Below are 23,066 nucleotides of genomic sequence, written 5' to 3'. Positions count from 1 at the left end.
AGGTGGTGCCTCTTGGCGTTCCCTAGCCGTTTTTCTGCCACCGGCAATTGCCTGCTAATGCCCGTTGAATACCACGTATAGCCCAATCATCACCAAGGCTAACGCCGCCCACAGCACCTGCACGCGTCGTGTAGGCCGCGCCAGCACCCCATAGTCCACTGCCTGCCGCCGCGCCTGGCCCGCTGAGTCCGCGAGCGAGAGCAGCACGGCGGCCACGAACAGCACCGCAAAGATGAGAAACGACAGTATGAGGTAGTGCGGCCAGAAGCTGTATTTTGCCGATGGCAGCACCCACAAATACACCACGCCCACGCCCAGGCTGAAGGCCGAACCGATGGATAAAATAGCGTTAACCGCCTGCTGCGTGGTGCGCCGCCAGAATACAGTGAGTAGGAAAACCACCGCCAGCGGCGGCGCAATGAAGCCCAGCACCGCCTGAAATACATCGAACAGATTCAAGCCTTTCACACTGTCGATAGCCAGCGCCATGAGGATGGCGAAGCCGCAACCGACCAAAATGGTGGTGCGCCCCACGGCCCGCAACTGCGACTGGCTGGCATCGGGGTTGATGTTGCGGGCGTACACATCCATCGTAAACACGGTGCTTAGGGAGTTGAGCGAGGAACTGATGGTGCCCACCAGCACCGCAATGAGCACCACAATGACCAGGCCCTTCATGCCCGCCGGAAACAGGCTGGTCACCATCGTCATATAGGCTTCGCTAGGGTCTTTGAGGCCCGGATACAGCTCGTAGCACAAGATACCGGTGCCGATGAACAGCGGGAGCGACAGTATTTTAAGCCAGCCGATGAAGTTGACACCGAGTTGCCCCTGCTCCAGGTTTTTGGCTCCGAGCACCGACTGCACCATGGCCTGGTCAGTGCAGAAAAACGCCACCGCCGACACTGGGTAGCCCAACAAAATGGCGTACCACGGGTATTTAGGGTCGGAGGCTGGGTGCAGCAGGTTCCAGTAGTGGCCGGGCACGCCGTGAAAGACCTTGCCCAGGCCGCCCACCTTCGCCACCCCTAGAAGCGTGAGCGTGAGCGACACAGCAATGAGCAAAATCATCTGGAAAACGTTGACTTTGGCAATGGCCTTAAGCCCACCCGCGAAGGCGAAAAATCCCGCGAACAGCACCAGCACAATCACCGACTGCCACATTGGAATTCCAAGAATCTGACGCACCAGAAAGCCGCCCGCAAACAGGCCCAACGACAGCCACGAAATCAGGATTTTGATGAGGGCGTACCAAGCCAGAATATTCTGCGTGGAATCGCCGTACTGTCGGCCCATGAAGCCGGGCATGGTACTCACGCTGGCCGCCAAATAGCGTGGCGCAAATACCACCGCCAGCAGGAACAGAAATACGAAAGCGTACCATTCAAAATTCACCGCCACGATGCCCGTGCTATACCCAATGCTGGCAAAGGCCAGCAGCATCGACGGCCCCACGTTGGTGCCCCACATATTGAACCCGATGCTGGCCCAACCCAACGACTTAATTGCCAAGAAGATGGATTCGTCTGGCTTGTCGCGCTGCGACGCGCTGGCCCGGAAGCCAATGACGACCAGGATAACGACATAGGCCGCGACGATGGCGTAGTCCCAGGCAGTGAGGTGGCCAAGCAGGTTATTACCCATGCGGAAAAGGGGATTGAGGTGAGATTTTAGAATGGGGCGTTATTGTCCTCACGCGCGGGACCTCACCCTCGGCCCCTCTCCAAAAGAGAGGGGAGCTACAGCGGCGCGACCGTCTGTTGTTGTCAGGCTCCCCTCTCCGCGGGAGAGGGGCCGGGGGTGAGGTTACGGAGCTAGAGCGTAATGCCATGCTCGGCCAGCAGGTCGCGCACTTTCACCGGCTGGCCGGTACTCAGCGAGCGGTCCATGGCTTGCAGCAGCGCAATGGTGCCGATGCCCTCTTTCAAGTCAGGGTAAGCCGTGAAATTCTGCTCGATAGAATCAGCGAAATACTCCAGATAATTTTGGTATTCGCCGGCGTGGTGGCTCTTGCCTTCGAAACGGAAGTAGTGCTTGAGCTTGTGCTCCCAGGTAATGAGGCGTTCCTCGCCGGTGCGGTCGGTGACGGCGTAGCGCAGGTCCATGTAGTCGCCCTGGCTGGCGCCCTCGGTGCCGCGCAGGACGCAGCTCATCTCCGAGTCGCGCGTTACGGGTTGCACCGGGCCGGTGTAGGCGCCGCTCACGCGGGCCACGCGGCCATCGGTGGCCTTGAAGATGAAGTGCATGGTATCCTGGTGCTTAAGTCCTCCCTTGGCGCCGTTGCTGCTGAGCATGCCGTAGCCCATCACCTCCTCGATGTTGGGCAAGTACCAGCGGATAAAATCCACGGGATGGCTGAGGCCGCCGTAGAGCCACTTAAAGGCGTTTTCCAGCGACCAACCTTTCTCCAGAAACCACCGATGGTCGGCGTGGTAGTAGGCTTCGATGGTGATGAGTTCACCAATCAGGCCCGCTTCATAGTCGGCGCGTTGTTTCTTCATCGGCTCGAAAAACCGGGAGCTTTGGCCCACAAATAGCTTTTTGCCCGAGGTGCGGCTCAGCTCCAGCAGTTCGTTGGCCTTGCCGAGGTCGTCGATAAAGGGCTTGGTGCAGACGACGTGCTTGCCGGCCCGCAGCGCTTGGGCCACGTGTTCGGCATGCAGATGGTCGGGGGTGTAAATAGCTACGGCGTCGATTTCCGGGTCATCGAGCAGGTCCTGGTACTGCGTGGTGTAGTGGTGGAAATTGAATTCCTCAGCGCGATGCCGACACAGGTCTTCGTTGCGGTCGCAGATGGTTTTGAGGGTCCATTTTGGGCTGTTCAAAGCGGCCGACATGGTGCTGCGGCCTTCGCCGAGGCCCAGGATTCCGAGAGTTAGCATTTCGAGAGATTTATTGGCTGTTAATTATTGATTATTAATTGTTGGTCATACAGAGCGTAGCGAAGCATCTCGCCCACTTCGTTGCTGATACCTATGCTTACTGCGACCTGCCAGATGCTATGCCCTGCATGACACCCCTTTTCATTTCTCAAGCACCACCGGCTGCTTTGCCGCTACCGGCTTCAGAAACACCCACGTCTCACCGGGTTTGGTACCCAGCAGGCCCTCCTGGTACTGCTTCATCAGGGCATTCCAGTCGTCCACGCGCGGGTTGTTCAGGGAGGTTTTCGGGTTCAATTCATCCAGATTGGCACCCTTCGGAATGCTGATAACCAGCATCAGCTGCCGCCCTTGCCGAAACACCAGCAGCTGCTGAAAGCTGGCGTTGCAGAAGCCCTGAGCTACCTCGGGCCACTTTTGAAACTGGGTGGCGTGGTAGGCCAGGTACTCCTGCTGCTTCTTCGGGCTACTGACCAGGTTTGCCGTCAGGATGATGTTGTCCCACTGCTTAGCGGGGATTTTATCCTGACAGTATTGCCGGTCGAATTTGTAGAAGGGCGCGGGGTAAAGCTTCACCTCGTTACCAGCATAAATGGCGGCCAGATTCTTTTGCACGGCCTTAATGCCTCCCGCTTTTCCGTAGGCGATGAGGTGGTTTTGCCACGCGTACACGCCGGTAGTCGGCACCTGGTATTTGCGGCATAGCTTCAACAGGTTTTCAACTGCAACCGGCCCTTTGCCGGGACCAATAACTTCGACTACAGCCATCTTTTCGCCGGCTTGCGCAAGAGCGGAAATGACTGGCAACAGAAGCAGTAAGAGTGTCCCCAAGAAGCTGCTAGCTCGCAGGGCTTTGGAATTAGGTAGAGCCACATCCTTGCATCTCGTCGTCCGCATCGTTTGGCTGTACTCGCTCAACGACGAGACGCAGGGATGCGGCTCTACCTCATTAAGATTAGCGGACAGTTCCATTACAACGCCTGATAAGTCACTACGTACTCGCGCCCCTTTTCCAGCGTCAACTCATATTGCCCGCTGCCTTTCGAGACGATTTTGCCGCCCTTGCAAGAAGGCTTTGACTTGCTTTTGAAACGCAGCGTGCCGGTACCCATAGCCCCTTTCACCTTCAGCTGCTTGGGGCTGGCGGCCACTGTAATGTCGCCCTGCGGCGTGGGCACAGCACCGTCCATCCATTGCAGGCCGCCGAGGTTGGGCACTACTTCGTAGGTCGCGTAGCCCGCCGTGAGGGGCTTCACGCCGAGGTAGTACTTGCCGAGCAGGTAAATCGGGCTGGCTCCCCAGGCGTGACAGAGGCTCTTGCCGAAGGGCCGTCCGTACATAGCATAGTGCTCAGCGCCCTTCTTGGCCGGGTCGTATTCTTCCCAAAAGGAAGTAGCGCCCAGGTCCAACATGCCGCCCCAGTACGACTTCATTTCCTTGAGCACGTAGGGCTGCTCGCCCATCGCGCACAGGGCTTCCAACTCGTAGAAGCGCATGTAGGGCGTCGTGATTTTGGGCACCTGCGGGTTCAGCAGCACCGATTTCTTCACCTGCTGCTCCTGCTCGGGGCTGAGGTAGTCGAAGAAGATGGCGAACATGTTGGCGTAGCGCGTCACGTTGTCGGTAGGCTGGCCGTTGATGCGGCTGTGCACCAGGGCACCTTTGCTGGCATTCCAGTAGGTGGCGAAGATTTTGGCTTTGAGGTCAGTGGCCAGCTGCTGGTATTTCTGGGCTCCGACTTGGTCATCAACCAGCTTGGCGCACAACGCCATGCTTTCGAGGCTGCGGCACAGCAGCAGCTGCTCGAAGCTCACTTCGCCCTTCTTGCTCAGGCCGTCGGCCCAGTCGATGAAGACCCAGTCGCCGGCCAGGCCTTCCACCAGGCCGTCCTTGTTGCGGCGGCCGAGGCAGTAGTCCATCAGGCTCTGCATGCGGGGGTAGAGCTGCTGCACCTGGGCCTTGTCGCCGGTGTACTGGTAGGCATCGCACACGCTGATGAACCAGTAAAAACTATAGTCCATGATGGTGTTGATGTGGCTGGTAACCGGGTCTTTGCCGCGCAGGGCAAACTGCGTGCGGTTCACCGTTGGCGTGTCGAAGTAGAGGTAATAGTTCATCAGGTAGCTCTGGTATGCGTCGCCCGACCATACCCACCGGTCGCGCTTGATGCCGTCGATGAAAAACTCCCGCGTATTGAGGTGCATGGTATAGGCCGCCACGTCCCAGATTTTATTCAGCTGCGCATCCGAGCAGCGGAATTTACCCCGCTCCGCTACCGGCGCATATTCATACAGCATCGACACCGAATCGAGGCTTACGCCCGCCTCCGGCCGGATATTCACGTAGCGAAACGCTTTGGATAAGCTCGTAACCCGGTCGCCTTTCTGCGGCTGGTCCACGGCTAGGTATTCCAGCGTTTCGCCGGTTTCAGTAGCTAAAGCTTCCTCCTTCGATTCGCCGAAATACACCGCCACCTGGCCCTTGCCGCGCAGCCCGTGCAGCTTGATGTAGCCGAAGGTTTCGCGCCCGAAATCGACTACCATGTTCTGCCCGTTACGCTCGACGCGGGCCGCCCGGCGCACCTCCGTCGGCAGCTTGAAAGCCGAGGGCCGCGCCTCGGGCGAGTCAAAATTCCAAGCCCCCGCTTGCAGCCAAGTGGTGGCCGACTGGTCGGAGGTTTTACCCGACGCGTCAATCCATTCCTTATCCTCATAGGTCACCAGCCACGATGCATCGGAAGCAATAGTTTTGCCGCGCACGAACACCGCCGGCGGTGTGGCTTGGTTGTAGACCTTAAGATTAATACGATGCTTGCCGGCGGGCACCGTCAGGCGTGTGGGAGCACCAGTCAGCGGCTTGCCGTCAAGTTTCACGTTGTATTGGCCTTCGGCGCGCAGTTCTACTTCCTCGGGCTGCGCGAGGTCGAAATCCTTATGGAAGTCGATGAGTACATAGTGGCTGTCCATCCGCCAGAACACCGGGAAGAAGGTACCGCGCTCGGTGCGGCGGTTCTGCATCTGGTTACCCAGCCAGATTTCGTAGTCGCCGGGATACCAAATCCAAGTGGCTTTGGGGGCGGTTTGGGCTTGGGCAGAGGTTGCTAGAAGTAGCAAAAGCAGCACAGCCGCAACTCGTTTCAGACAGGGTTTTATCATCAGGTGGGTTGATGTTATTGAGGTTGGTTCGTCATGCAGAGCGCAGCGAAGCATCTCGTTAGCATCTTTGCAATGGCGTTGATTACTGCACCCTGGGAGATGCTTCGCTGCGCTCTGCATGACGTTTTAGGTTATTCATTTCTGGGCTGAAGCTTTCCGTAAATCCTGATAAGGTGGCTCCAGCCCTGCCGCCTGCTTGATGGCTTCACTTACCATTGGTCCGTTGTTCTTCCACACATTGCCGGGCCCGTTGGCATTGGCTAGAAATTTCTCGGCTGGGCACCAGTTGTCCTGCACCGTAATGTTGGAGGAGCCTTCGTCGAGATAGAGGTAGAACCAGTGGTCAGGGTCGTGCACGTAGGGCGCGCGGCCAATTTCATCGACGCGGTTTTCGGTGATAACCGTGCCCGGCTGGGCCGAAAGCGTGTACACGCCAGCCACATCGTAGGTATGCTGGGCGTAGTGGTGAATGTAGTTGGCCTGCACGCGGTTGTTGCGCATGGCGTTGGCGGTTTTGGTCCAGCCCCAGCCCAAGCTAATGCCGGTGTAGGGCACCTGCGAAACTTCATTGTGCCGAATGGTGGTGCCGCGCACGAAGCCGGCGGCTATGCCAACCGCGCCCCAGTCCTCGTTGCCACAATCGGTCACGAGGTTGTTTTCAATCAATTCATTCGTGCTGATTTCCCGTTCATCCTTCGGGTTGTAAGGCAGGTGCGTTTCCACTCCTTCGTCGGAAAACTTGCCCATCTGAATACCATTCACAGCTACATCGCGGAAGGTACAGCCGGTAATTACGTCGTCGTGAGTGCCGCTCTGGAAGTCCAGCCCCGTTGCGCCCATGTGCAGAAACTGGCACCGCTCGAAGCGCGTGTGATGGGCCGCCTGCAGTTCCACCCCCGCCGGCGGCCGGCCAATCCAGCCCTGGTTTTCAAGGCCGGCTTTGTCGGGCGTGCCGGGCTTGGCCAGCGAGTAGCCATCCAGAAGATACATGCCGGCCTGCAAAGGCACGTGGCCCTGCTCAGAGGGCCGCAGCCAGGTAGTGTAAGCGAAAGTCAGGCCTTTGAACTGCACGTAGCTCACGGGCTGGTCGAGGGTGCCGGCTACCCGCACCACTGTTTCCAGGGCTGGCGCTACTACCTGGGCGGTAGCCAGGTTTTCGCCAGAGCGGGGCCAGTAATATACCTGCCCGTGTGGCGCGTCATAAAACCACTCGCCGGGCTGGTCGAGCAGTTCAATGGCATTGGTCAGGAAGAAGGCCGAGCTGCCGTTTTTGCCGTTGATGATGGGCCGCGGCCATGGGTGCTCAAACTGGATGCGGCTTTCAGGCTCCTGAAACGTCACGCGAGCTCTGTCGCCTTGCACGGCCAGGGTTTTCACGCGCAGCACGTTCACGGCCCACATTTGGTGCAGCACCATTTCCAGTTGACCGGGTTGTTTGACGCCACTTAGGGTGGCAGTTGGCACCATGGTTTCCCGCTTATCGGTATCCCAGGTGAGCAGGCGGGGCAGGTTGTCGTTGTTGGGGGTGCGAGCGCGAGTGGCTTTGCGCCCATTCACCCAAAGCTGGCGAAAATCGAGAGCGCGGCCTGCCAGAAGCGGCGCGGCGGCCACCCATACCTGGCCTTGCGCGGCAGCCGGCAAGCCAGCGGTTTTGCCAGCCGCTTTGTACCACCCCGTTACCGACACGCCGCCGCTCAGCACCGGCCGCTCGCCGGGCGCGGCAGCTACGATGGTCGGGCTATCGGCCGTGCCCGCGTCTTCGGGTCGGAAAAACCACGACTCCTTAAGCTGGTACTCGCCGCCCTTCAACCAGATATGCACGCCCCCAACCACCGAGGCATCGTGCAGGCGGCGCAGGTTGCGGGCCTGGCGCAAAGCCTCATTTGGGGTTGCCAACGGCTGCGCTTGGGTACCGGGGTTGCGGTCCGAGCCGGTGGGTGCCACCCAGATATCGGCGGCGTGGGCTGGCGCGGCGCCTAGCAGGCTAAAGGCGATGAATAACGTTCGAGTCATGCTGAAAGTAGCGTGGACTCTGCGAGTCCGCGTAACGAGCGCAGCGAGTATTATCTAGCTGCACTTGAATTAGGATTGAAACTGAACGACGTAGACGCGGATACTCGCTGCGCTCGTTGCGCGGACTCGCAGAGTCCACGCTACATCGTTCATCGGGCGGCCGTCAGCTTATTAAACTCTGCTTGCAAGTCCTCGAAGCTGTGTAGCGCATTGGCCGGCAGCCCCTCCCCTTTCGGACCGAAAACATACTGCGCCTGCTGCTTCTCCACAGTCACTTTCGACTCGTCCAGTTTGCCGGTTTTATCCTCAGCAGCAGTTAGGTTCAGACCTAGATTCTTGGCCATGAACTCATACATGGCCTGGCGCTTCGAGGGGCCATAGTCGTGGCCTTCCTTGGGCAGGTGCACGTTTTGCACAAGGTCGGTTTTGCCGTAGTAGCCGTAGATTTTCTGGAGGTAGGGATAAGCTACTTCGGGCGTCTGGGCAGTCCAGTCGCCGCCGTCGGTGATGGCGAGTTGGGGGCGTGGGGCAGCCATGGCGGCGATTTCGGCGTTGTTGGTGCCGTTGCCGCAGAGGTGCACGGGCTGGCCGCTTTCGCAGGGGCAGCCGCCGCTGTGGTAGGTCGAGAGCATCACCACCGGCACGCTCACTTTGATGCGGTCGTCGAGCGCCGTGAGCAGCATGGTTTGGCTGCCGCCGCCCGAGCCGCCGGTGATGGCTACACGGGTCTTGTCGGCTTCTTTCAGCGACAGCAGGTAGTCCAGGGCCCGCTCGCCGTTCAGGGCCTGCACCGTCATGGCGAGGCTGCGGCGGTGGTCTTCGCCCTTAAATTGCAGCAGCGACTCGCCCCAGGCAAAGAGGTCGTAGCTGTACACCATCGCGCCCATGCGGGCTAGCGTGGCGCAGCGCAATTGCGCATCGGCCCGGTAGCGGCCGTCACCAAAGTGCCCGTCGGGACTGATGATAACCGGGATTTTGCCCTTGGCCTTAGTGGGTTTATAAATCGAGCCCGTCATGTAGTAGCCCGGCAGCGTTTCGATAGCCACATTCTCCACCGTGTAGCCGTCGAATTGCCGCTTATTGGTAATGATGGGTTTGCTGGTCGGCTTGGCGGGCATGGGCGATAGCCGCAACGCCGACCACATGCAGCTGCGCAGCTCTGCTTTGCGCTTTTCCCAAGTGGCCGCATCGTGGTACTGGCTGGCCAGTTGCGCTAGCTGAGCAGCGCCTTCGTCGGGCGTTTTAAGGTGGTATTGGAAGGTTTTGAGCTTGTAAGTTTTATCGCCGGTTTTCGCCGCCTGGTAGTCGAACGGGGCCAGCACGCTGCGCAAGGTTTCGTCCACGTCGGGACGGAAGCGCCACTCGGCGTAGGTCACGTATTTGTCCTTCACCATGGCCGCGTCGGGCCGGATTTTCACCCCGTAGCGCTGCTGAATCTCCTCCAACACCTGCTGCAATGGCTCGCGGTACTGGTCGTCGGAGTTTTGCGCCTGGGCGGCGGTAGTGAGGAAAAGTGAACCTAGGAGCAGGCGGAAGATTCTAGACATGGGTGGGAATGCTGTTGGTGTTTGGGGTACCGCACTAACGGGGGTGCCTAACCCCCTAGCCCCCTCTCCGAAAAAGAGAGGGGGAACTAGTTTCTAGTCTTAGCTCTAATTCAATAGTCATCTGGCTCCCCCTCTCCTTTTCGGAGAGGGGGCCGGGGGGTGAGGCGCCCCGTTGAACGAGCTAGGCTCAGTCCTTCGTAATCTCCGCCTCGCCCACCGGCGCTGTGTAGCCTTTCATGGCTGGCCACATACCGTTTTCTATCTTCACCAGCTTCATCTTTTTGGGGTCGAGCACGGCGTGCTTGATGCGCTGGCGGCGCCAGGTGTACACGAAATGTACCAGCCCGTCTTTGGTCTGAATTACCGAGGGGTACGAGTACTGACTGATGGGCGAGTCCTCCAGAATGGCCACCGCGTACCACTCTTTGCCGTCCTTTGACACGGCCACGTTGAGGGGGGTGCGAGGGCCTTTGGCGAGGGTGCCGGGGGGTAGCACGTGGTTATACACCAATAGTTGGCGGCCGTCTTTCAGGGTCACGGCGTCGGTGCCGGAGTTGTTGTTGGGCAGGGTGGTTTTGGCGAGGGGCGACCAGGTTTTGCCCTGGTCCGTGGACCACGTTTCGAGGATGGCGCGGTCGCGGCTGCGGCAGAGGGCTTGCAGGCGGCCGTCTTTGTAGGTGAGGATGCTGGGCTGAATGGCGCCTTGGGTGGCGCCGTTGGGCACGGGCGCAGTTTTGGTCCAGGTCTTGCCAAAATCCGGCGAAGCCTCAAAATGCACCAGCCAGCCGCCGCTACCCTCGGTGCTGGTGGGCGAAAGCAAGGTACCGTTTTTGAGCAGTACGGGCTTGTTTTTCACCGGACCGATGTAGCCTTCCGGCAGCGCCTGAGCCGCCGACCACGTCAGGCCGTTGTCTTTGGAAGTCCGCAGCCAGCCCTTCCACTCCGAGGGTTTCGGGCCGATTTTGTAGAACAGCAGCAACTCCCCGCCGGGCGCCTGGTAGAGCACCGGGTTCCAGGTGGGGTAGCGCAGGGTTTCGTTTTGGATGCCATTGGCTACCTCCACGGGGGCGGTCCAGTGGCCGTTTTCCTGGCGGCTCACCCAGATGCCCACGTCGGGGTTGCGCTCCTTGGTGCCGCCAAACCAGGCGGCCACGAGGCCCTTCGGTGTCTCGGCGATGGTGGCGGCGTGACTCTCGGGGAAGGGCGCTTTTTCGAAGATGAATTCGTCGGTGACGATGCCCTGTTTCCACGGCTGCGTTTGGGCCGATGCGCCGTGTGCAAGCAGCCCGAGGGCCAGTAGCAAAATGGGGTTTCTCATGGCGGTACGTTGGATGGCCGGAGCCGCTATTTATTGAGTTCGAGGCTGGCCAGAATGAACGGCCCTACCCCTTTCAAATCGTTGATTTTGATGCGCTCGCCCACGTAGTATTCGTAGGAGCCGTTGCGCTCGGTGCCGGGACCTAGGCCTGCTACTTCGCATACTTGCAGCAGGTTTAGCTCGCCGTCGGGCTGGGTTTTGATGAGCTTGGACGTGATGCCGTCGAAGCCTTTTTGGGCTACCGGGCGGTACTTCTTATTGAGGTAGCCCTTGTTCACGCCCTTAGCTAGCGTGTACACGAACATGCCCGAGGCCGACGCCTCCAGGTAGTTGCCGGGCTGGCCGCCCTTGTCCACCACCTGGTACCAGAGGCCGCTGGCGGGGTCCTGGTATTTCTGGATGGCTACGGCCAGTTGGTCGAGCACCTGCACCAGCTTGGGGCGGTCGGGGTGCTTGGCGGGGAGGTAGTCGAGCACATCTACCAGCGCCATGCCGTACCAACCAATGGCGCGTCCCCAGAAGTTGGGCGACTGGCCGGTTTGGGGGTTGGCCCAGGCTTGCACGTGCTTTTCGTCCCAGCCGTGGTAGAGCAGGCCGGTTTTGGGGTCGCGAAGGTGCTTGTCGAGCAAGAGTAGCTGCTTGGCCGCCTCATCAAACCCAGCCGGCTCCTTGAAATACGCCGCGTACTGCGCCACAAACGGGCTGGCCATGTAGGCCCCGTCGAGCCACATCTGGCTGGGGTATTTCTTCTTGTGCCAGTAGCCGCCGTCGCTGGTTTTGGGCTGTTGCTGAAGCTCGGTGTGCAGCTTTTGGAGGGCAATTTTATACTTCTCCTGCTTGGTATCGGTGTAGAGTTGGAACAGGAGCTTGCCCGAGTTGATGTTGTCGAGGCTGTTGTCCAGCGGCTTGTAGTCTTTGTTGTGAATCTCGCCCTGAGCATCCACCATCTTGTCGCCGTACTGCTGCAAGGCGGTGCGCAGGCGCGGGTCGTGGTTCTGGTGTTCCAGCGCTTCCAGCGCGTGCATCAGCAGCCCCTGCGTGTAGCCCCAGGAATCACCTAGGGCAGGGTCTTGCAGCCACGGGCTCCGCTTCAACACCGAAAGCGCCATGCGCTCCGACCACTTGGCGGTGGCGGGAATGGTGATTGGCGCAGCGGTGGGCGCGGGCGTTTGGGCCAGCGCGGCTGGTGGACACGCTAGTAGCGTGGCGCCTATTGCTAGGGCCAGGCCGGTTGCTTTTGCTTTATTGATAATCTTGGCTTTGCGCATCAATTACAGGTCAAATTATGCTAGCTTGTTTCATTAAATTAGAGAACGTGCAGGCGTGATGCCTCACCCCCGGCCCCTCTCCGAAAAGGAGAGGGGAGCCACGACGGCGCGACTGTCTGCAATCGTCAGGCTCCCATCTCCTTTTCGGAGAGGGGCCGGGGGTGAGGCGCCTATAATCGAACAGTGTGCCATTCTATTGCTTCGCCACAAACGCATACTCCCCCGAGCCAACCTCAAACACTGCCCTACCCTCTTCCATCCGCAAAAACTTCACCCCAGCCGCGCCAGAAGCGTTTTTGCCGCCTTCTGTCACGTCCTTCACATCCTTGGCCGGCACGTACACCAGCGCCTTGGCATTGCCCGGCACCGTGATGTTCCAGGTGAAGCGCTTCGCATCCCGCGTCCAGCTGCTGCGCACCAGGCCGCGCACCGATTGATACGAAGCCTGCACTGAGGTCAGCCCGTCAATCAGGGCGGGCTTCATTTCTAGCTCTTGAAAACCCGGCGCGGCCGACTTGATACCGGCCAGGTTCTCGTAGTCCCAAATGATTAAATCGCCGAGCAGCATCACGTGGTTTTGGGAGTTCATGGCGGGGTCGGCGGTGTTGCCGTTCCAGAGCTCCCAGATGGTGGTGGCGCCGTTGGCGGCCATGTAGCCCCAGCTCGGGTAGTCGCGGTTGGTGGCCAGTTTGTAGGCAATGTCGGGCCGGCCCTCGGCGGTGAGGCCACGCATCAGCCACTGCGTGCCGATGACGCCGGTGCTGATGTGGCCCTTGTTTTCGACCAAGATTTTATCGGCGATGTTCTGGAACACCTTGCCCCGCTCGGCGTCGGGCGTCATGCCGTAGGCCAAGGGTAGCAGGTTGGCCGTCACGGTGTTGTTGGCGTACTGCTGGTTTTGGGCGTTCAGGAACTTCTGGTTGAACGCGTCCTTGATTTTGGCACCTAGGGCGGCGTATTCCTGCGCATCGGCGGGCTTGCCGAGCACGGTGGCGAAGCGCTGCATCAGGGTCAGCATGTGGTAGTAGGTGCTGGTGGCGATGACCTCGCCGCTGGTGTTGCGAGCGGGGTCTTGCGAGTGAATCAGCTTCTCCGATTCGGGCGGCACGCACCAGTCGCCGTACTTGTCCTTGGTCACGAGGTAGCCGGCGGTCATGTAGTTGGCCCGCATGTAGGCGAGCCAGCGGCGCATCGAGTCGTAGTGCTTGGCAATGGGCTGGGCGTCGCCGTACTGCGAATACAGCATGTCGGCGATGGTGAGGTAGGTGCCGGGCCAGGTCACGTTGTCGCCGTAGTAGCGCCAGAAGGCGGGGGCCACGTCGGGGATGCTGCCGTCGGCTTTTTGGGCCTGGGCAATGTCGTCGAGCCACTTCGCGTACAGCCGCGAGTTGTCAAACACGAAGCTCTCGCCGTAGGCCCCAGTGGTGCGGTCGCCGAGCCAGGGCTGCCGCTCGTTGCGCTGCGGGCAGTCGATGGGCATGCCCTTGTAGTTGCTCCTGATGCCCCAGTAGGCATTCTTATACACCTGGTTGATGGTGGCGTTGGAGGTCACGAACTCGCCCGTCGTGGCCAGGTCGTCGTACACCACGCGGCCGTCGAAATCGGCCAGCGTGGGCGTGCCGGGGTAGCCGCTGATTTCGACGTAGCGGAAGCCGTGGTACACAAACGTCGGCTCCCAGGTTTCGCGGGCGCCGCCGCGCAGCGTGTACACGTCGGTCACGCGGGCGTCGCGCAGGTTGGCCACGTACAGCTCGCCGGTTTTTTGCAGCGTCTCGGCAAAGCGCAGCGTGATTTTTTGGCCCCTAGGCCCCGTGACGCGCAGCCGCAGCCAGCCCGCCATGTTCTGGCCCATGTCGAGGACGAACTTACCGCCCGCCAGCGGCTTGAGGGCCACCGGCTTCAGGGTTTCCATCACCTTCATGTTCTCGTTCATCTGGGCCTCGAAGGCGCCGCCGGGCTCCTGCACCAGCTCGGCCTTGCCCCATTTTTGGGCGTCGAAGCCGGCGGTGCTCCAGCCGGGCATTTCCTTGGTGGCGTCGTATTCTTCGCCGTCGTACTCGTTGTTGGCCCGGATGGGACCGTCGGCCGTGGCCTGCCAGGTTTCGTCGGTTTTCACGACCTCGTGGCTGCCGTCGGCGTAGGTCACATCCAGCTGCATCAGCAGCTTGGGGTAGCCGAAGGTCTTGATTTTGTACGGCTTGTAGTGCTGCCGCATGGCGTAGAAGCGGCCGTTGCCGAGCACGGTACCTAGGGCGTTGGCGCCCGGCCGCAGCAGGCGCGTCACGTCGAAGGTGTTGTACTTCACGCCCTGGGTGTAGTCGGTGGGGCCGGGTGCCAGCACCTGGTCGCCCACGCGCTGGCCGTTCACATACAGCTCGTACAGCCCCAGCCCGATGATGGACGCCGTGGCCCGCGTCACGGCCTTCGCGGCCTTGAACTCCTTGCGGAAATAACGGGCCGACAGCCGGGCGTGGGTCGTCTCATCGTCCCACGGAAAGGCGCGGTCCAGCCCAATCCAGCGGCCTTTCCAGTCGAGGTAGTTCAGCAGGCCCATGCTCCACTGCGCCGGCGCGCTCCACGCGGTTTCGCCCTGGCTGGTCCAGGTGCGCACCTTCCAGTAGCAGCGCGCTTGGCTGCGCAGGGGCGCGCCCCCGTAGCCCACGTGCACCGACTGCGCCGCGGCTACCTTGCCCGAGTTCCACAAGTCGCCCTCGTCGGCGGCCAGCTTCTCGGGCGTGGAGGCCACCAACACCTGGTAGGCCGTTTGGGTGAGGCCGCGGGCCGGGCCGCTCAGCTCCCAGCTCAGGCGCGGGGCGGTGGCGTCGATGCCTTCGGGGTTGGTCAGCAGCTCGCAGCGCAGCCGCTGAAGCTGCACGGCAGCAGGCGGCGCGGCCCGCAAGACCGTGAGCGACAAACAAGTAAGCAGCAGAAACAGAAGTCGGGCAGTCATAGTCGGAGCCTCCCCCTTGCGCTCGCTCCTAGGTAGAGCAAGCGCCTCGGCCACCGGGCCGGCTGGGGGGTGCGCGGGGCGCAGTTCGGCACCCACATAGTTCGGACTTTTTTGCTTCCCGTTATTCTAGGATGTTAGCACGAATCTGGTCGATTTGTGCATGGTGTGGGGAGGATGGTGGAATGGGGGTGGATACAGGCGGTTTAAATGCGCTGAAAAACCTAATTTTCCTACAAAGTCTACTCTACTTGATTAAATAGGTCAAATTCTAAGTCATCTCCATCAAACATTTTATGTATAACAAATTTGTCAATGTGATATACCACAGTATCTACGCCTTTAATGTTTAAACTAATAGTGTTTTTAATATTTAGCTCAAACATTAGCATGTCCGAACGATAAAACATAATATTATTTTGAGCTACGTCAATTTTCAACTCTTTTATTGGCTTAATTTTCGCAAAAAACTCACTCTCAATATAAAACCCATTAACTACAATACCACTTTTCGAACCCAAGCTATCAAGTGTATAAGCTTTGGCAAAAGCTGTATTCATTTGAAATTCAGCAGGATTGTATACAAATGTTGTATTAAGCAGTTTTTTACCATAATCACTCACGTTGTTTTCATCATAGTACAAATTAGAGTGACCAGTAGTAGAAGCAGCCGAATATTGCACTCGCTGCCCACCAGCTACAACTGTTCGTACACCAACATTATGTACTTTAGTAATTCTTAGCAAAGATAAATGAGAGAATAAAAGGTCTCTGACATAGAGCAGAAATACGTGCGCATCTATCCGATCAATGTGCAATAAGTCAATTGTTCTGGCAATACCATCATTGAGAACTATAACCTTGTCATTTGGGTATGGGTCTATTCCTATCATTAAAGGCCTACCCGCAATCAAATGCATCTGATTCAACAAATAGACAACGCCTTGCTCTTGCAGTCTCGCCAAATCCCAATCATTAGCCTCTAATAAACTGCCAAATCCGCAGATATCGGTCCAACTTGAAATACAATTATTAATATTTAGTCTCTTCTTTCTTGATGCATCCCGCCAGTAAGCTGCATCTGAAAATTCCTCACTCTCAAAAGGCGTTGCCATCTAATTTCAATTGTTTATAAAAATTGAATATTCGGCTCATCGACTAAAAGTATCAATCAATGAGCCGAATAATATTCAAAATAACTTTAAAGTTAATCCCTCAACTTTTTTAAAGGAGTGATTTTTACCGAATATTTCCCAATTTTTGCATTTTGCTTGTGAGTGTCTGATATTAGAAGATACTCACCATCCACGTGCTCCATTTTTTGCCATTTGGCATCAAAAACAGTTGGGTACAAATATGGGTCTAAGTCGCTTTGCATTAGTTTCACTTGGCCCATGCTATTATAATCGTTAAACGTTATCATCACATCTACATTTCTATTCATGACCTTATTGTCGGCTATAGCTGTAGTTATAGTCACATTAGAATTAAAATGTACGACAGAATAACTGTCTCTTAAATCGTGTTTCTCGACAAAATCACGAAGTTCTCGGCTGCTTAAATCTTCATTATTCATTTTTGAGATTTTAAAAGGTTTTAAAAATTGTTTTTGCGTCTGTCTCTCTAAGTAGATAAGTAGAGGACATAAGTTCCCGCAATATAAATATAAATCCTATTATGGAAGCTACATCAAACCTTGCCTCGCCTAGAAGAACCGCATTTTCCGCATTTTATAAACACAAAGGCTTGGTTTATACTATTGAAGAACCCACCTCCGATGCCTGAGCCCATTCCCCATCCACTAGCACCTTCTTTCTCAACCACTCCCGCACCGGCTCATCGTAAAATTTCAAGCACCCATACGCCAGCGCCACCGCCGCCAGATAGACCAGCGCCGCCACGGGCAAGCCCTCGCGCAAGGACACTTTATGGGTAGCGACCCAGGCCGTGTAGGTGTAGATGAGCGGGTAGTGCGTGATGTAAATCGGATACGAAATATCACCTAGGAAGCGGCACAGCCGCTGGGCCGCGCCCGAGCGCACCGCCCCGCTGGCCCCGAAGAAGATGATAGCGGGGAAGACGAAAATGATGCAGAGCGCATCGTAGAGCCCATTTTGCCACAGCTGCGCGGGGCTGCCGATGCGGGGCATGGCCAGCACCACTACCACCGCCAGGCTGCACCACCAAAAGGCATTTTGCACCGGCCGCAGCCGCGCCAGCCGAAACAACAGCAGCCCCGCAAAAAACGGGTACGTCATGCGGGCGAAGCCGATGTGCAGTTGCTCGGGCTCCAGCGACCAGCCCCCAATGACATCGCCCTGGGGACTGGTGAGGCCTAGGTGCAGCAGCGCCCCCGCCGCCAGCACCACCAAGATGCCCAGCGCCAGGTTGGAGAAGCGGCGCACCACCGTCGCGTACAGCACGTTGGCCACGTACTCGAAAAACAGCGACCAGCCCGGCCCGTTGAGCGGAAAGGTTTCGTGCCAGCCCCGCACGTCGAGCGACACGGGCACCGGCACCATAAAGCAGCCGATGAGCATCACGAGCAGCATCTTCCACACCGGCGTCTGGCCGATGATGGGGAACAGCGCCGACGCCTGGAAGTAGTACATCCCCGCCCCTATCACCATGCCCAGCACCACCATGGGTTGCAGCCGCACCAGCCGCCGCTTGAAGAAACCGCCCACCGTGAGGCGGCCCCAACGGTCGTCGTAGGCGTAGCCAATCACGAAGCCCGACAGCAAAAAGAAGAAATCCACCGCCAGGTAGCCGTGGTTAATCACCTGGTCGAGGTGGCTGGTAGCGTGGGCCTCGCACAAGTGAAAGGCCACCACCATAAGGGCCGCCACGCCCCGTAGGCCGTCGAGAATGGGGTAATGGGGTTTGGTGGGTAGCGGGGTAGGCTGCATGCGGGCGGGAAAGGTTAGCCCGCAAGATAAATATGGTTGCTCATGCGGCGCTCGGCATGACTGACTGCATACAGCCTTACTGCACAACCTGCTTTCAGCGAATGTCTCCCAATTCCAGCCAACAATTCCTAAGCGGCGACAAATGCGGCTTGCGGGTTTTGCAAATTATTCGCCTGTAAAAAGGCGGCGTGACATGCCTGACACACCGGGATTGTTTGCGCGTAGGCTTCAAAAGACGCTTCCTCCCCCAAGTTATCCAACGACAGCGCGGAAGGAGCTGTTTCGCAGCTAAACCCTAGCTCGTTAATGAATTGCAGATTGCTCCAGAAGTAGGCATGGGTATCCAGCACTTCAATATACATTTTCACCGGGAAAATTTCTTCCTGCACTCGTTCATCAGCCAGAATGAGTTTCTGGATGTAGGGAGATGTAAAGACAATATCCTGCAGCCCGTGTTTGTCGCAGTTTACCATATAGTTCGAAGGTTTTAAGAGCTTTGTAAAAACGAATGGCTGCATGAGGTGCCGGCATTTTGTAGCTCAGTGCCTGAAAGGATTGGTTTTTAGAAGCCCAGGCTTTTCAAGAATTTTAGCTGCCCCAGTGGGGTTTTGGGAATATCTACTCCGCCTTCGCGCAACACTTCGCAAACGTGGTCGACGCAGCTGTTGGTCTTTTTATCGTAAGGGCCCAGCTGCTCGCCCAGTATCTTATCCTGGTACTTCATGGCGTCCTCGGCTTTGGGCAGGGCTACTTCCACCGATTTGGTAACGCCCTCGCGTTGCCCCATCACAATATCCACTTCCGTAGCAGAATAGTCGCGCTTGGTGATAACCTGATGCGTGTGCACTTTCGTGACTTCGCCCGACTTGCTAATCTGGCGCGTTTCGACGCTGTAGTGGCCGAAGGGGTTCAGCTCATTGCCTGGGGAATGGTGAATCTCGGCGGTTCCGATTCCACACTCACTCAGCCCCAGAATATCGAGCTGGTGCAGGGGGTTGAGCACGTAGCCGTATAGCCGGTGGCCGCCCTGCACACCAATCGGGTCTTGGGAGATGTAGCTGCCGGCTTCCGCATCGTAATAGCGGAAGCGGTTGTAGTAGAGGCCGGTTTCGGTGTCTTCGTACTGGCCCTGGTAGCGAAACGGACAGTCCTGAGGCTTGCCCCTACCTTGACGCACAGCGCCGTAGGCGTCGAGTGTCATCTCCCAGGTGGCGTTGCCGCGGCCGTCGTACATCGTCAGGGGCGTGCCCAGGTGGTCGCACACAATGCTGTAGGCGCCCTGGGCCGTGAGCTTCGCGGCTGGCACAAAGCTTTCTTCATTGAACAGCCAGGTAATGACATCGGCGGCACTGCTAGCGGTGGCGCCTACTTCCAGCTCCGTCCACTCGTGCAAGGGCTTGTCGCGGTCCCACAGCCACTTGGTTACCCGTCCCCGGAACCGTTTGCTCAGGCGGCGGCCCAGCGCATCGTACGTGAACGTAACGGCATAACCATCGGGCCGGGTAACGCACGCAAGCTGCCCGGCGCCGTCCCAATCGTAGCGCCATTGCTGGCCGTTGGGCAATATTTTCCGAATCAGGTTGCCTTCTGCGTCGTACTTGTAGCGGACGTTATCGGCCTGCTGTAGCTGCCCGCCTTTGGTGTAGTGCCGGTCGGTGCGCGTGGAGGTGCGGAACAAGTTGCCGGCTTCGTCGGGGTGGCGCAGCTCCTGCGCATTATCCGGGTATGCAGCGGCTTCCAGGTTTCCCCAGGCATCATAAGCGAATTGCGTGGTGCCGGCCAAGCTGTCCTCCAAGGCGGCCAGCTGGTCGGTGTGCTGCCAGTGGTAGCGGCGCTGATGCGGGGCACCACCCCCGGCCGTGGTGCGTTGGCTAACGAGCCGGCCCAAGCCATCGCGCTGCCAGTTGGTCCGAATGCCGCCGCTCATCTCCCGCTGTATTTCCAGCCCTTCAGCATCGCGCCCAATCACGCTTTGCCAGGTGCCGGCCTGCATGCGGTGCACTTGGCCCCGGTCGTCGCGCTCGAAGCTCACGGCTGCATGTAGCGAAGAGGCTAAGCTGACCCGCCGCCCCCCCAGGTCGTAGCTACTTGTAACGGCCTCGCCATTCTGAATTTCGCGCAGAATTCGCCCTAATGGGTCGCGCTCAAACTGCACAATGCTGGTCGCGTTACGGGCTTCTACCAGGGTGCCATCGGCACGGTAACGAAAGCTGGTGCGCTCCGCTTCGTTGTAAACTACTTCGGTAATCCGGCCCGCGGGGTCATACGTGTATGTGGTGGTGGCGCGTGCGGCCGGCCGCTGCACCCGCGTCACGTTGCCGGCGGCATCCCGCTCGTAGTGGCGGGTCAGCCCGTCGAAACCGGTTTCTGTTATAACCCGGCCGGCGGCATCCAAGACGAACTGATGGCTGTCGTTCTGCTCGTTGATGATGCCCGTCAGGTTGCCTTCCAGGTCATAGGTAAACTGCACTTGCTGGCCGGCCTCCTGGCGCAACGTAACCCGGCCTGTGGGAGAATGGGCGTACTCGATGGTTTGCTGGCCGTCCTCGGCCCGCACCACCCGGCCTTCGGCATCGTACGTGAACCGCCGCACGGAGCCATCCGGCATCTGCACATCGGTGAGCTGCCCCGCCCGGTCGTACCGGCGGCGCTGCACATGGCCGGAAGCATCGGTTAGCTTGATTAACCGGCCCAGCACGTCGTATTCCCGGGAGCGAATGCTGCCGTCCGGCGTTACGGTGTGGGCCAGGTTGCCGTGGGCGTCGTAGCGGAGGCGCGTGGCGTAGCCAAGACTGTCAGTTACCTCAAGTAGCTTCCCGCCCTCGTCGTAAGCGTATTGGGTAGTAGCCTGCGTGGGAAGCGTGCGGCCGGTCTGCTGGCCGTGGTCGTCGTACTGCCAGTGCCAGGTGCCGCCATTGGCATCGGTGCCCTGCACGGGCAAGTCCAGGGCATTGAACTGCGAGGCTACTTTGCTGCCATCGGGGTAGGCCACGGCGGTCTGGTTGCCGCGGCCGTCGTGGTCGTAGCGGGTGAGCTGGCCCAGGGGGTCCAGGTAATGCTCCAGCTCGGCGTATTCGTTGTAGCGCCAGTGCTGCATAGCCCCGAGCGCATCCTGGCGGTGCGTTACCAGGCCCCGCTGATGGAAATATTCTTTTTGGTGACCGTAGGAGTCCCACACGGTGGTATGACCAGGGGTATTGTAGCGCAGGCGGGTATCGAAAATCCCGCCGTCGCCCCAGGTGTGGGTGCAACGAGCGTCGGGACCAGAGCCGTCGTATTCAAAATAGAAATTGAGGCCCGAGCGGAAAGTCTCGCGAGTGAGCAGGTGGCCGGCGTAGGCAAAACGGGCGGCGTGACCCAGCGCGTCGGTGGACGCGAGCAGGTCGCCGGCTTCGCCATAGGCGTAGCGCACCAGGGCGAAGGTGGCACCGGGAAGGTCGGGGTCGGGGGCATGCAGGGCCAGCAGGCGGCCGGCCGTATCGGTTTCGCAGGGCAACACCCGACCCGCGCTGTCGGTGAGGGCGGCGAGGTGGCCAGCAGGTGAGTACGCGAATCGGATGCCGACTCCGTTGCTGTTCTCCACTGCCCGGAGGCGCTGCTGCATTTCAGAACTGGCTGGCTCGAATACGTACCACAGCCGCTCGCGCAGGCTCCAGACCCGCCAGCTGGTGGCTTCCTGAACCAGTTCCAGCTTGTGGCGGCGGTTGAAGCTGCGAGCGCCGGGAGCCGGGGCGGCGAATACCGCCAGGCGGCCGTCGGCTAGGCGTAGCGTGGCCCCGCCATCAGCGGTGGGCATCAGGGCTAAATCGTAGCTGTGGTGCCAGCCGTGGCCCAAGGCCCCGCGATGGGTGGAAGCTGAAAACCAGGTGCGCGTCCAGACCAGCGGCAGGGGACCCGGCAGGGTGAAGTCGGTGGCCTGGGTGAACAAGAGACCCGTAGCCACATCGACAGGGTGGCCTTCGGTGAAGCATTCCTTCACCCCGGCAAACAGTTCTTCAAGCTTACCGGGAGCTTGCGCGGCTTCGGCAGCGTCGGCGCCCTTGGCGCCGGTTTTTACTTCGCCCAGCAGGCGCATTCCGCTGGCGGCAGCCTCTCCCCCTTCGGCTAGTTTGGCGCCTTCGGCGGCTTTGGCCAGCTTGGTTTCGGGCACCAGCAAGGCGGCTACCTCGAAGGCTACCCGGCCCTTTATGGTACTACGCTCGTAGTCGGTGAGGCCGGCTTCCCAGGCTTTGGCTTTGGCATAGGCTGCTCCCACTTTGGCCCGGTTCTGCTCGTCGCTGAGCCAGACGGCCCCCTTGACGGCCAGAACGCCGGGTATGGCATTTTCGGCCACGTTGGCAGCGGCAAGCCAGTTGTCTTTGTCGGTTACGGCCTGCCAGCCGGCGCTAGCGGCCCGCTGGGTACCTTCGGCCACGGCATGGGCGGCTTCAACCGGGTGGGCGATGGCAAACAGCAGCGCATTGTCTACTTTCTGGTCGAACTCGGCCTTCATTTTGGCCAGGCTCACCAGTCCCTCGCCCAAGCTGTAGAGCCCCTGCCACACGCCTTTGGCATTGCCCAACGTGTCGCGCAGCTCACCGCCAAAAGGCGGGCCGACACTTTCCAACGACGCATAGGCCGAGTCAAAGGCTTGCGATACCACATCGGGCAGCGTAGCCAGCGCCGCCGCTTTGGTGAGATAGATACTGATTTGCCCGCCCACCACACACCGGATTTTTGAGTCTTCCAGCAGGGCCTTGCCACCCAGCGGGCCTACTTCTACGGTCTCCATCACCGGGCTCCAGCCAGGCGGCAACGGGGCGTAGGTACAGGGCACGTGGGTGACGGCGCACACTCCGAATGGCGGCACGTTCAGCAACGGAAGTTCGTCAAACGAAGTAGCGCAAAGACCTCCCGGCAGCAATACGGTAGACTGCGAGGTCACCGTGAGCGGCATGGGCACGGGGGCCACGCATTTGTCACAAAGCAAAAAAGCTCCTGAATGAACGTACTTCTTCTCACTCATACCTGGGGTAGACAATTTGGCG

At 59.0% G+C, this 23,066-nt stretch carries 14 protein-coding genes; all 14 read right to left on the bottom strand.

Annotation, left to right across the window (positions count from 1 at the left end):
* Positions 1–54: 54 nt before the first annotated feature.
* The 14 genes from J4E00_RS14030 to J4E00_RS13965 all read right to left on the bottom strand — a co-directional run bounded on the left by J4E00_RS14030 (position 55) and on the right by J4E00_RS13965 (position 23,059).
* The gene (locus tag J4E00_RS14030; RefSeq protein ID WP_208175799.1) at positions 55–1,644 is read right to left on the bottom strand and encodes a sodium:solute symporter family transporter; all 1,590 of its coding nucleotides are present in this window, start codon (positions 1,642–1,644) and stop codon (positions 55–57) included.
* A 170-nt stretch (positions 1,645–1,814) separates the two neighbouring features.
* Positions 1,815–2,882: a Gfo/Idh/MocA family protein gene (locus J4E00_RS14025; RefSeq protein ID WP_208175798.1), complete on the bottom strand. Its 1,068-nt coding sequence runs from the start codon at positions 2,880–2,882 to the stop codon at positions 1,815–1,817.
* A gap of 141 nt (positions 2,883–3,023) precedes the next feature.
* Complete coding sequence (locus J4E00_RS14020) at positions 3,024–3,689, bottom strand: L-rhamnose mutarotase (protein WP_208175797.1); 666 nt, start codon at positions 3,687–3,689, stop codon at positions 3,024–3,026.
* Positions 3,690–3,853: 164 nt separating this feature from the next.
* A complete protein-coding gene (locus J4E00_RS14015; protein ID WP_208175796.1) occupies positions 3,854–6,037 on the bottom strand; it encodes an alpha-rhamnosidase in 2,184 nt (727 codons plus the stop codon).
* Positions 6,038–6,172: 135 nt separating this feature from the next.
* Positions 6,173–8,050 carry a right-handed parallel beta-helix repeat-containing protein gene (locus J4E00_RS14010; RefSeq protein ID WP_208175795.1) on the bottom strand — a complete coding sequence of 626 codons (1,878 nt, stop codon included), beginning with the start codon at positions 8,048–8,050 and terminating at the stop codon, positions 6,173–6,175.
* A gap of 149 nt (positions 8,051–8,199) precedes the next feature.
* A complete protein-coding gene (locus J4E00_RS14005) occupies positions 8,200–9,597 on the bottom strand; it encodes an alpha/beta hydrolase family protein (RefSeq protein WP_208175794.1) in 1,398 nt (465 codons plus the stop codon).
* A gap of 187 nt (positions 9,598–9,784) precedes the next feature.
* A complete protein-coding gene (locus tag J4E00_RS14000) occupies positions 9,785–10,915 on the bottom strand; it encodes a sialidase family protein (protein WP_208175793.1) in 1,131 nt (376 codons plus the stop codon).
* Between the two features lie 26 nt (positions 10,916–10,941).
* Complete coding sequence (locus J4E00_RS13995) at positions 10,942–12,183, bottom strand: glycoside hydrolase family 105 protein (protein WP_208175792.1); 1,242 nt, start codon at positions 12,181–12,183, stop codon at positions 10,942–10,944.
* Positions 12,184–12,376: 193 nt separating this feature from the next.
* Complete coding sequence (locus J4E00_RS13990; protein ID WP_208175791.1) at positions 12,377–15,133, bottom strand: alpha-L-rhamnosidase; 2,757 nt, start codon at positions 15,131–15,133, stop codon at positions 12,377–12,379.
* Between the two features lie 239 nt (positions 15,134–15,372).
* A complete protein-coding gene (locus J4E00_RS13985; protein WP_208175790.1) occupies positions 15,373–16,245 on the bottom strand; it encodes a hypothetical protein in 873 nt (290 codons plus the stop codon).
* A 92-nt stretch (positions 16,246–16,337) separates the two neighbouring features.
* On the bottom strand, positions 16,338–16,706 hold the full coding sequence (locus J4E00_RS13980; protein ID WP_208175789.1) for a hypothetical protein: 369 nt from the start codon (positions 16,704–16,706) through the stop codon (positions 16,338–16,340).
* Between the two features lie 175 nt (positions 16,707–16,881).
* The gene (locus tag J4E00_RS13975) at positions 16,882–18,039 is read right to left on the bottom strand and encodes an acyltransferase family protein (protein ID WP_208175788.1); all 1,158 of its coding nucleotides are present in this window, start codon (positions 18,037–18,039) and stop codon (positions 16,882–16,884) included.
* Between the two features lie 128 nt (positions 18,040–18,167).
* A complete protein-coding gene (locus tag J4E00_RS13970; protein ID WP_208175787.1) occupies positions 18,168–18,512 on the bottom strand; it encodes a hypothetical protein in 345 nt (114 codons plus the stop codon).
* A gap of 89 nt (positions 18,513–18,601) precedes the next feature.
* Entirely contained in the window at positions 18,602–23,059 is a 4,458-nt protein-coding gene (locus J4E00_RS13965) for a DUF6531 domain-containing protein (RefSeq protein ID WP_208175786.1), read from the bottom strand.
* Between the last annotated feature and the right edge of the window lie 7 nt (positions 23,060–23,066).

Source organism: Hymenobacter negativus, assembly GCF_017571495.1.
GTDB classification, from domain to species: domain Bacteria; phylum Bacteroidota; class Bacteroidia; order Cytophagales; family Hymenobacteraceae; genus Hymenobacter; species Hymenobacter negativus.
This window is presented reverse-complemented; position numbering and strand designations above follow the sequence as displayed.

Bases quoted from the DNA above. Each gene is read 5' to 3' on its own strand.
- J4E00_RS13985 (WP_208175790.1), bottom strand. From the start codon at position 16,245: ATGGCAACGCCTTTTGAGAGTGAGGAATTTTCAGATGCAGCTTACTGG.
- J4E00_RS14000 (WP_208175793.1), bottom strand. From the start codon at position 10,915: ATGAGAAACCCCATTTTGCTACTGGCCCTCGGGCTGCTTGCACACGGC.
- J4E00_RS13970 (WP_208175787.1), bottom strand. From the start codon at position 18,512: ATGGTAAACTGCGACAAACACGGGCTGCAGGATATTGTCTTTACATCT.
- J4E00_RS14005 (WP_208175794.1), bottom strand. From the start codon at position 9,597: ATGTCTAGAATCTTCCGCCTGCTCCTAGGTTCACTTTTCCTCACTACC.
- J4E00_RS13995 (WP_208175792.1), bottom strand. From the start codon at position 12,183: ATGCGCAAAGCCAAGATTATCAATAAAGCAAAAGCAACCGGCCTGGCC.
- J4E00_RS14030 (WP_208175799.1), bottom strand. From the start codon at position 1,644: ATGGGTAATAACCTGCTTGGCCACCTCACTGCCTGGGACTACGCCATC.
- J4E00_RS13990 (WP_208175791.1), bottom strand. From the start codon at position 15,133: ATGACTGCCCGACTTCTGTTTCTGCTGCTTACTTGTTTGTCGCTCACG.
- J4E00_RS13975 (WP_208175788.1), bottom strand. From the start codon at position 18,039: ATGCAGCCTACCCCGCTACCCACCAAACCCCATTACCCCATTCTCGAC.
- J4E00_RS14025 (WP_208175798.1), bottom strand. From the start codon at position 2,882: ATGCTAACTCTCGGAATCCTGGGCCTCGGCGAAGGCCGCAGCACCATG.
- J4E00_RS14010 (WP_208175795.1), bottom strand. From the start codon at position 8,050: ATGACTCGAACGTTATTCATCGCCTTTAGCCTGCTAGGCGCCGCGCCA.
- J4E00_RS13980 (WP_208175789.1), bottom strand. From the start codon at position 16,706: ATGAATAATGAAGATTTAAGCAGCCGAGAACTTCGTGATTTTGTCGAG.
- J4E00_RS14015 (WP_208175796.1), bottom strand. From the start codon at position 6,037: ATGATAAAACCCTGTCTGAAACGAGTTGCGGCTGTGCTGCTTTTGCTA.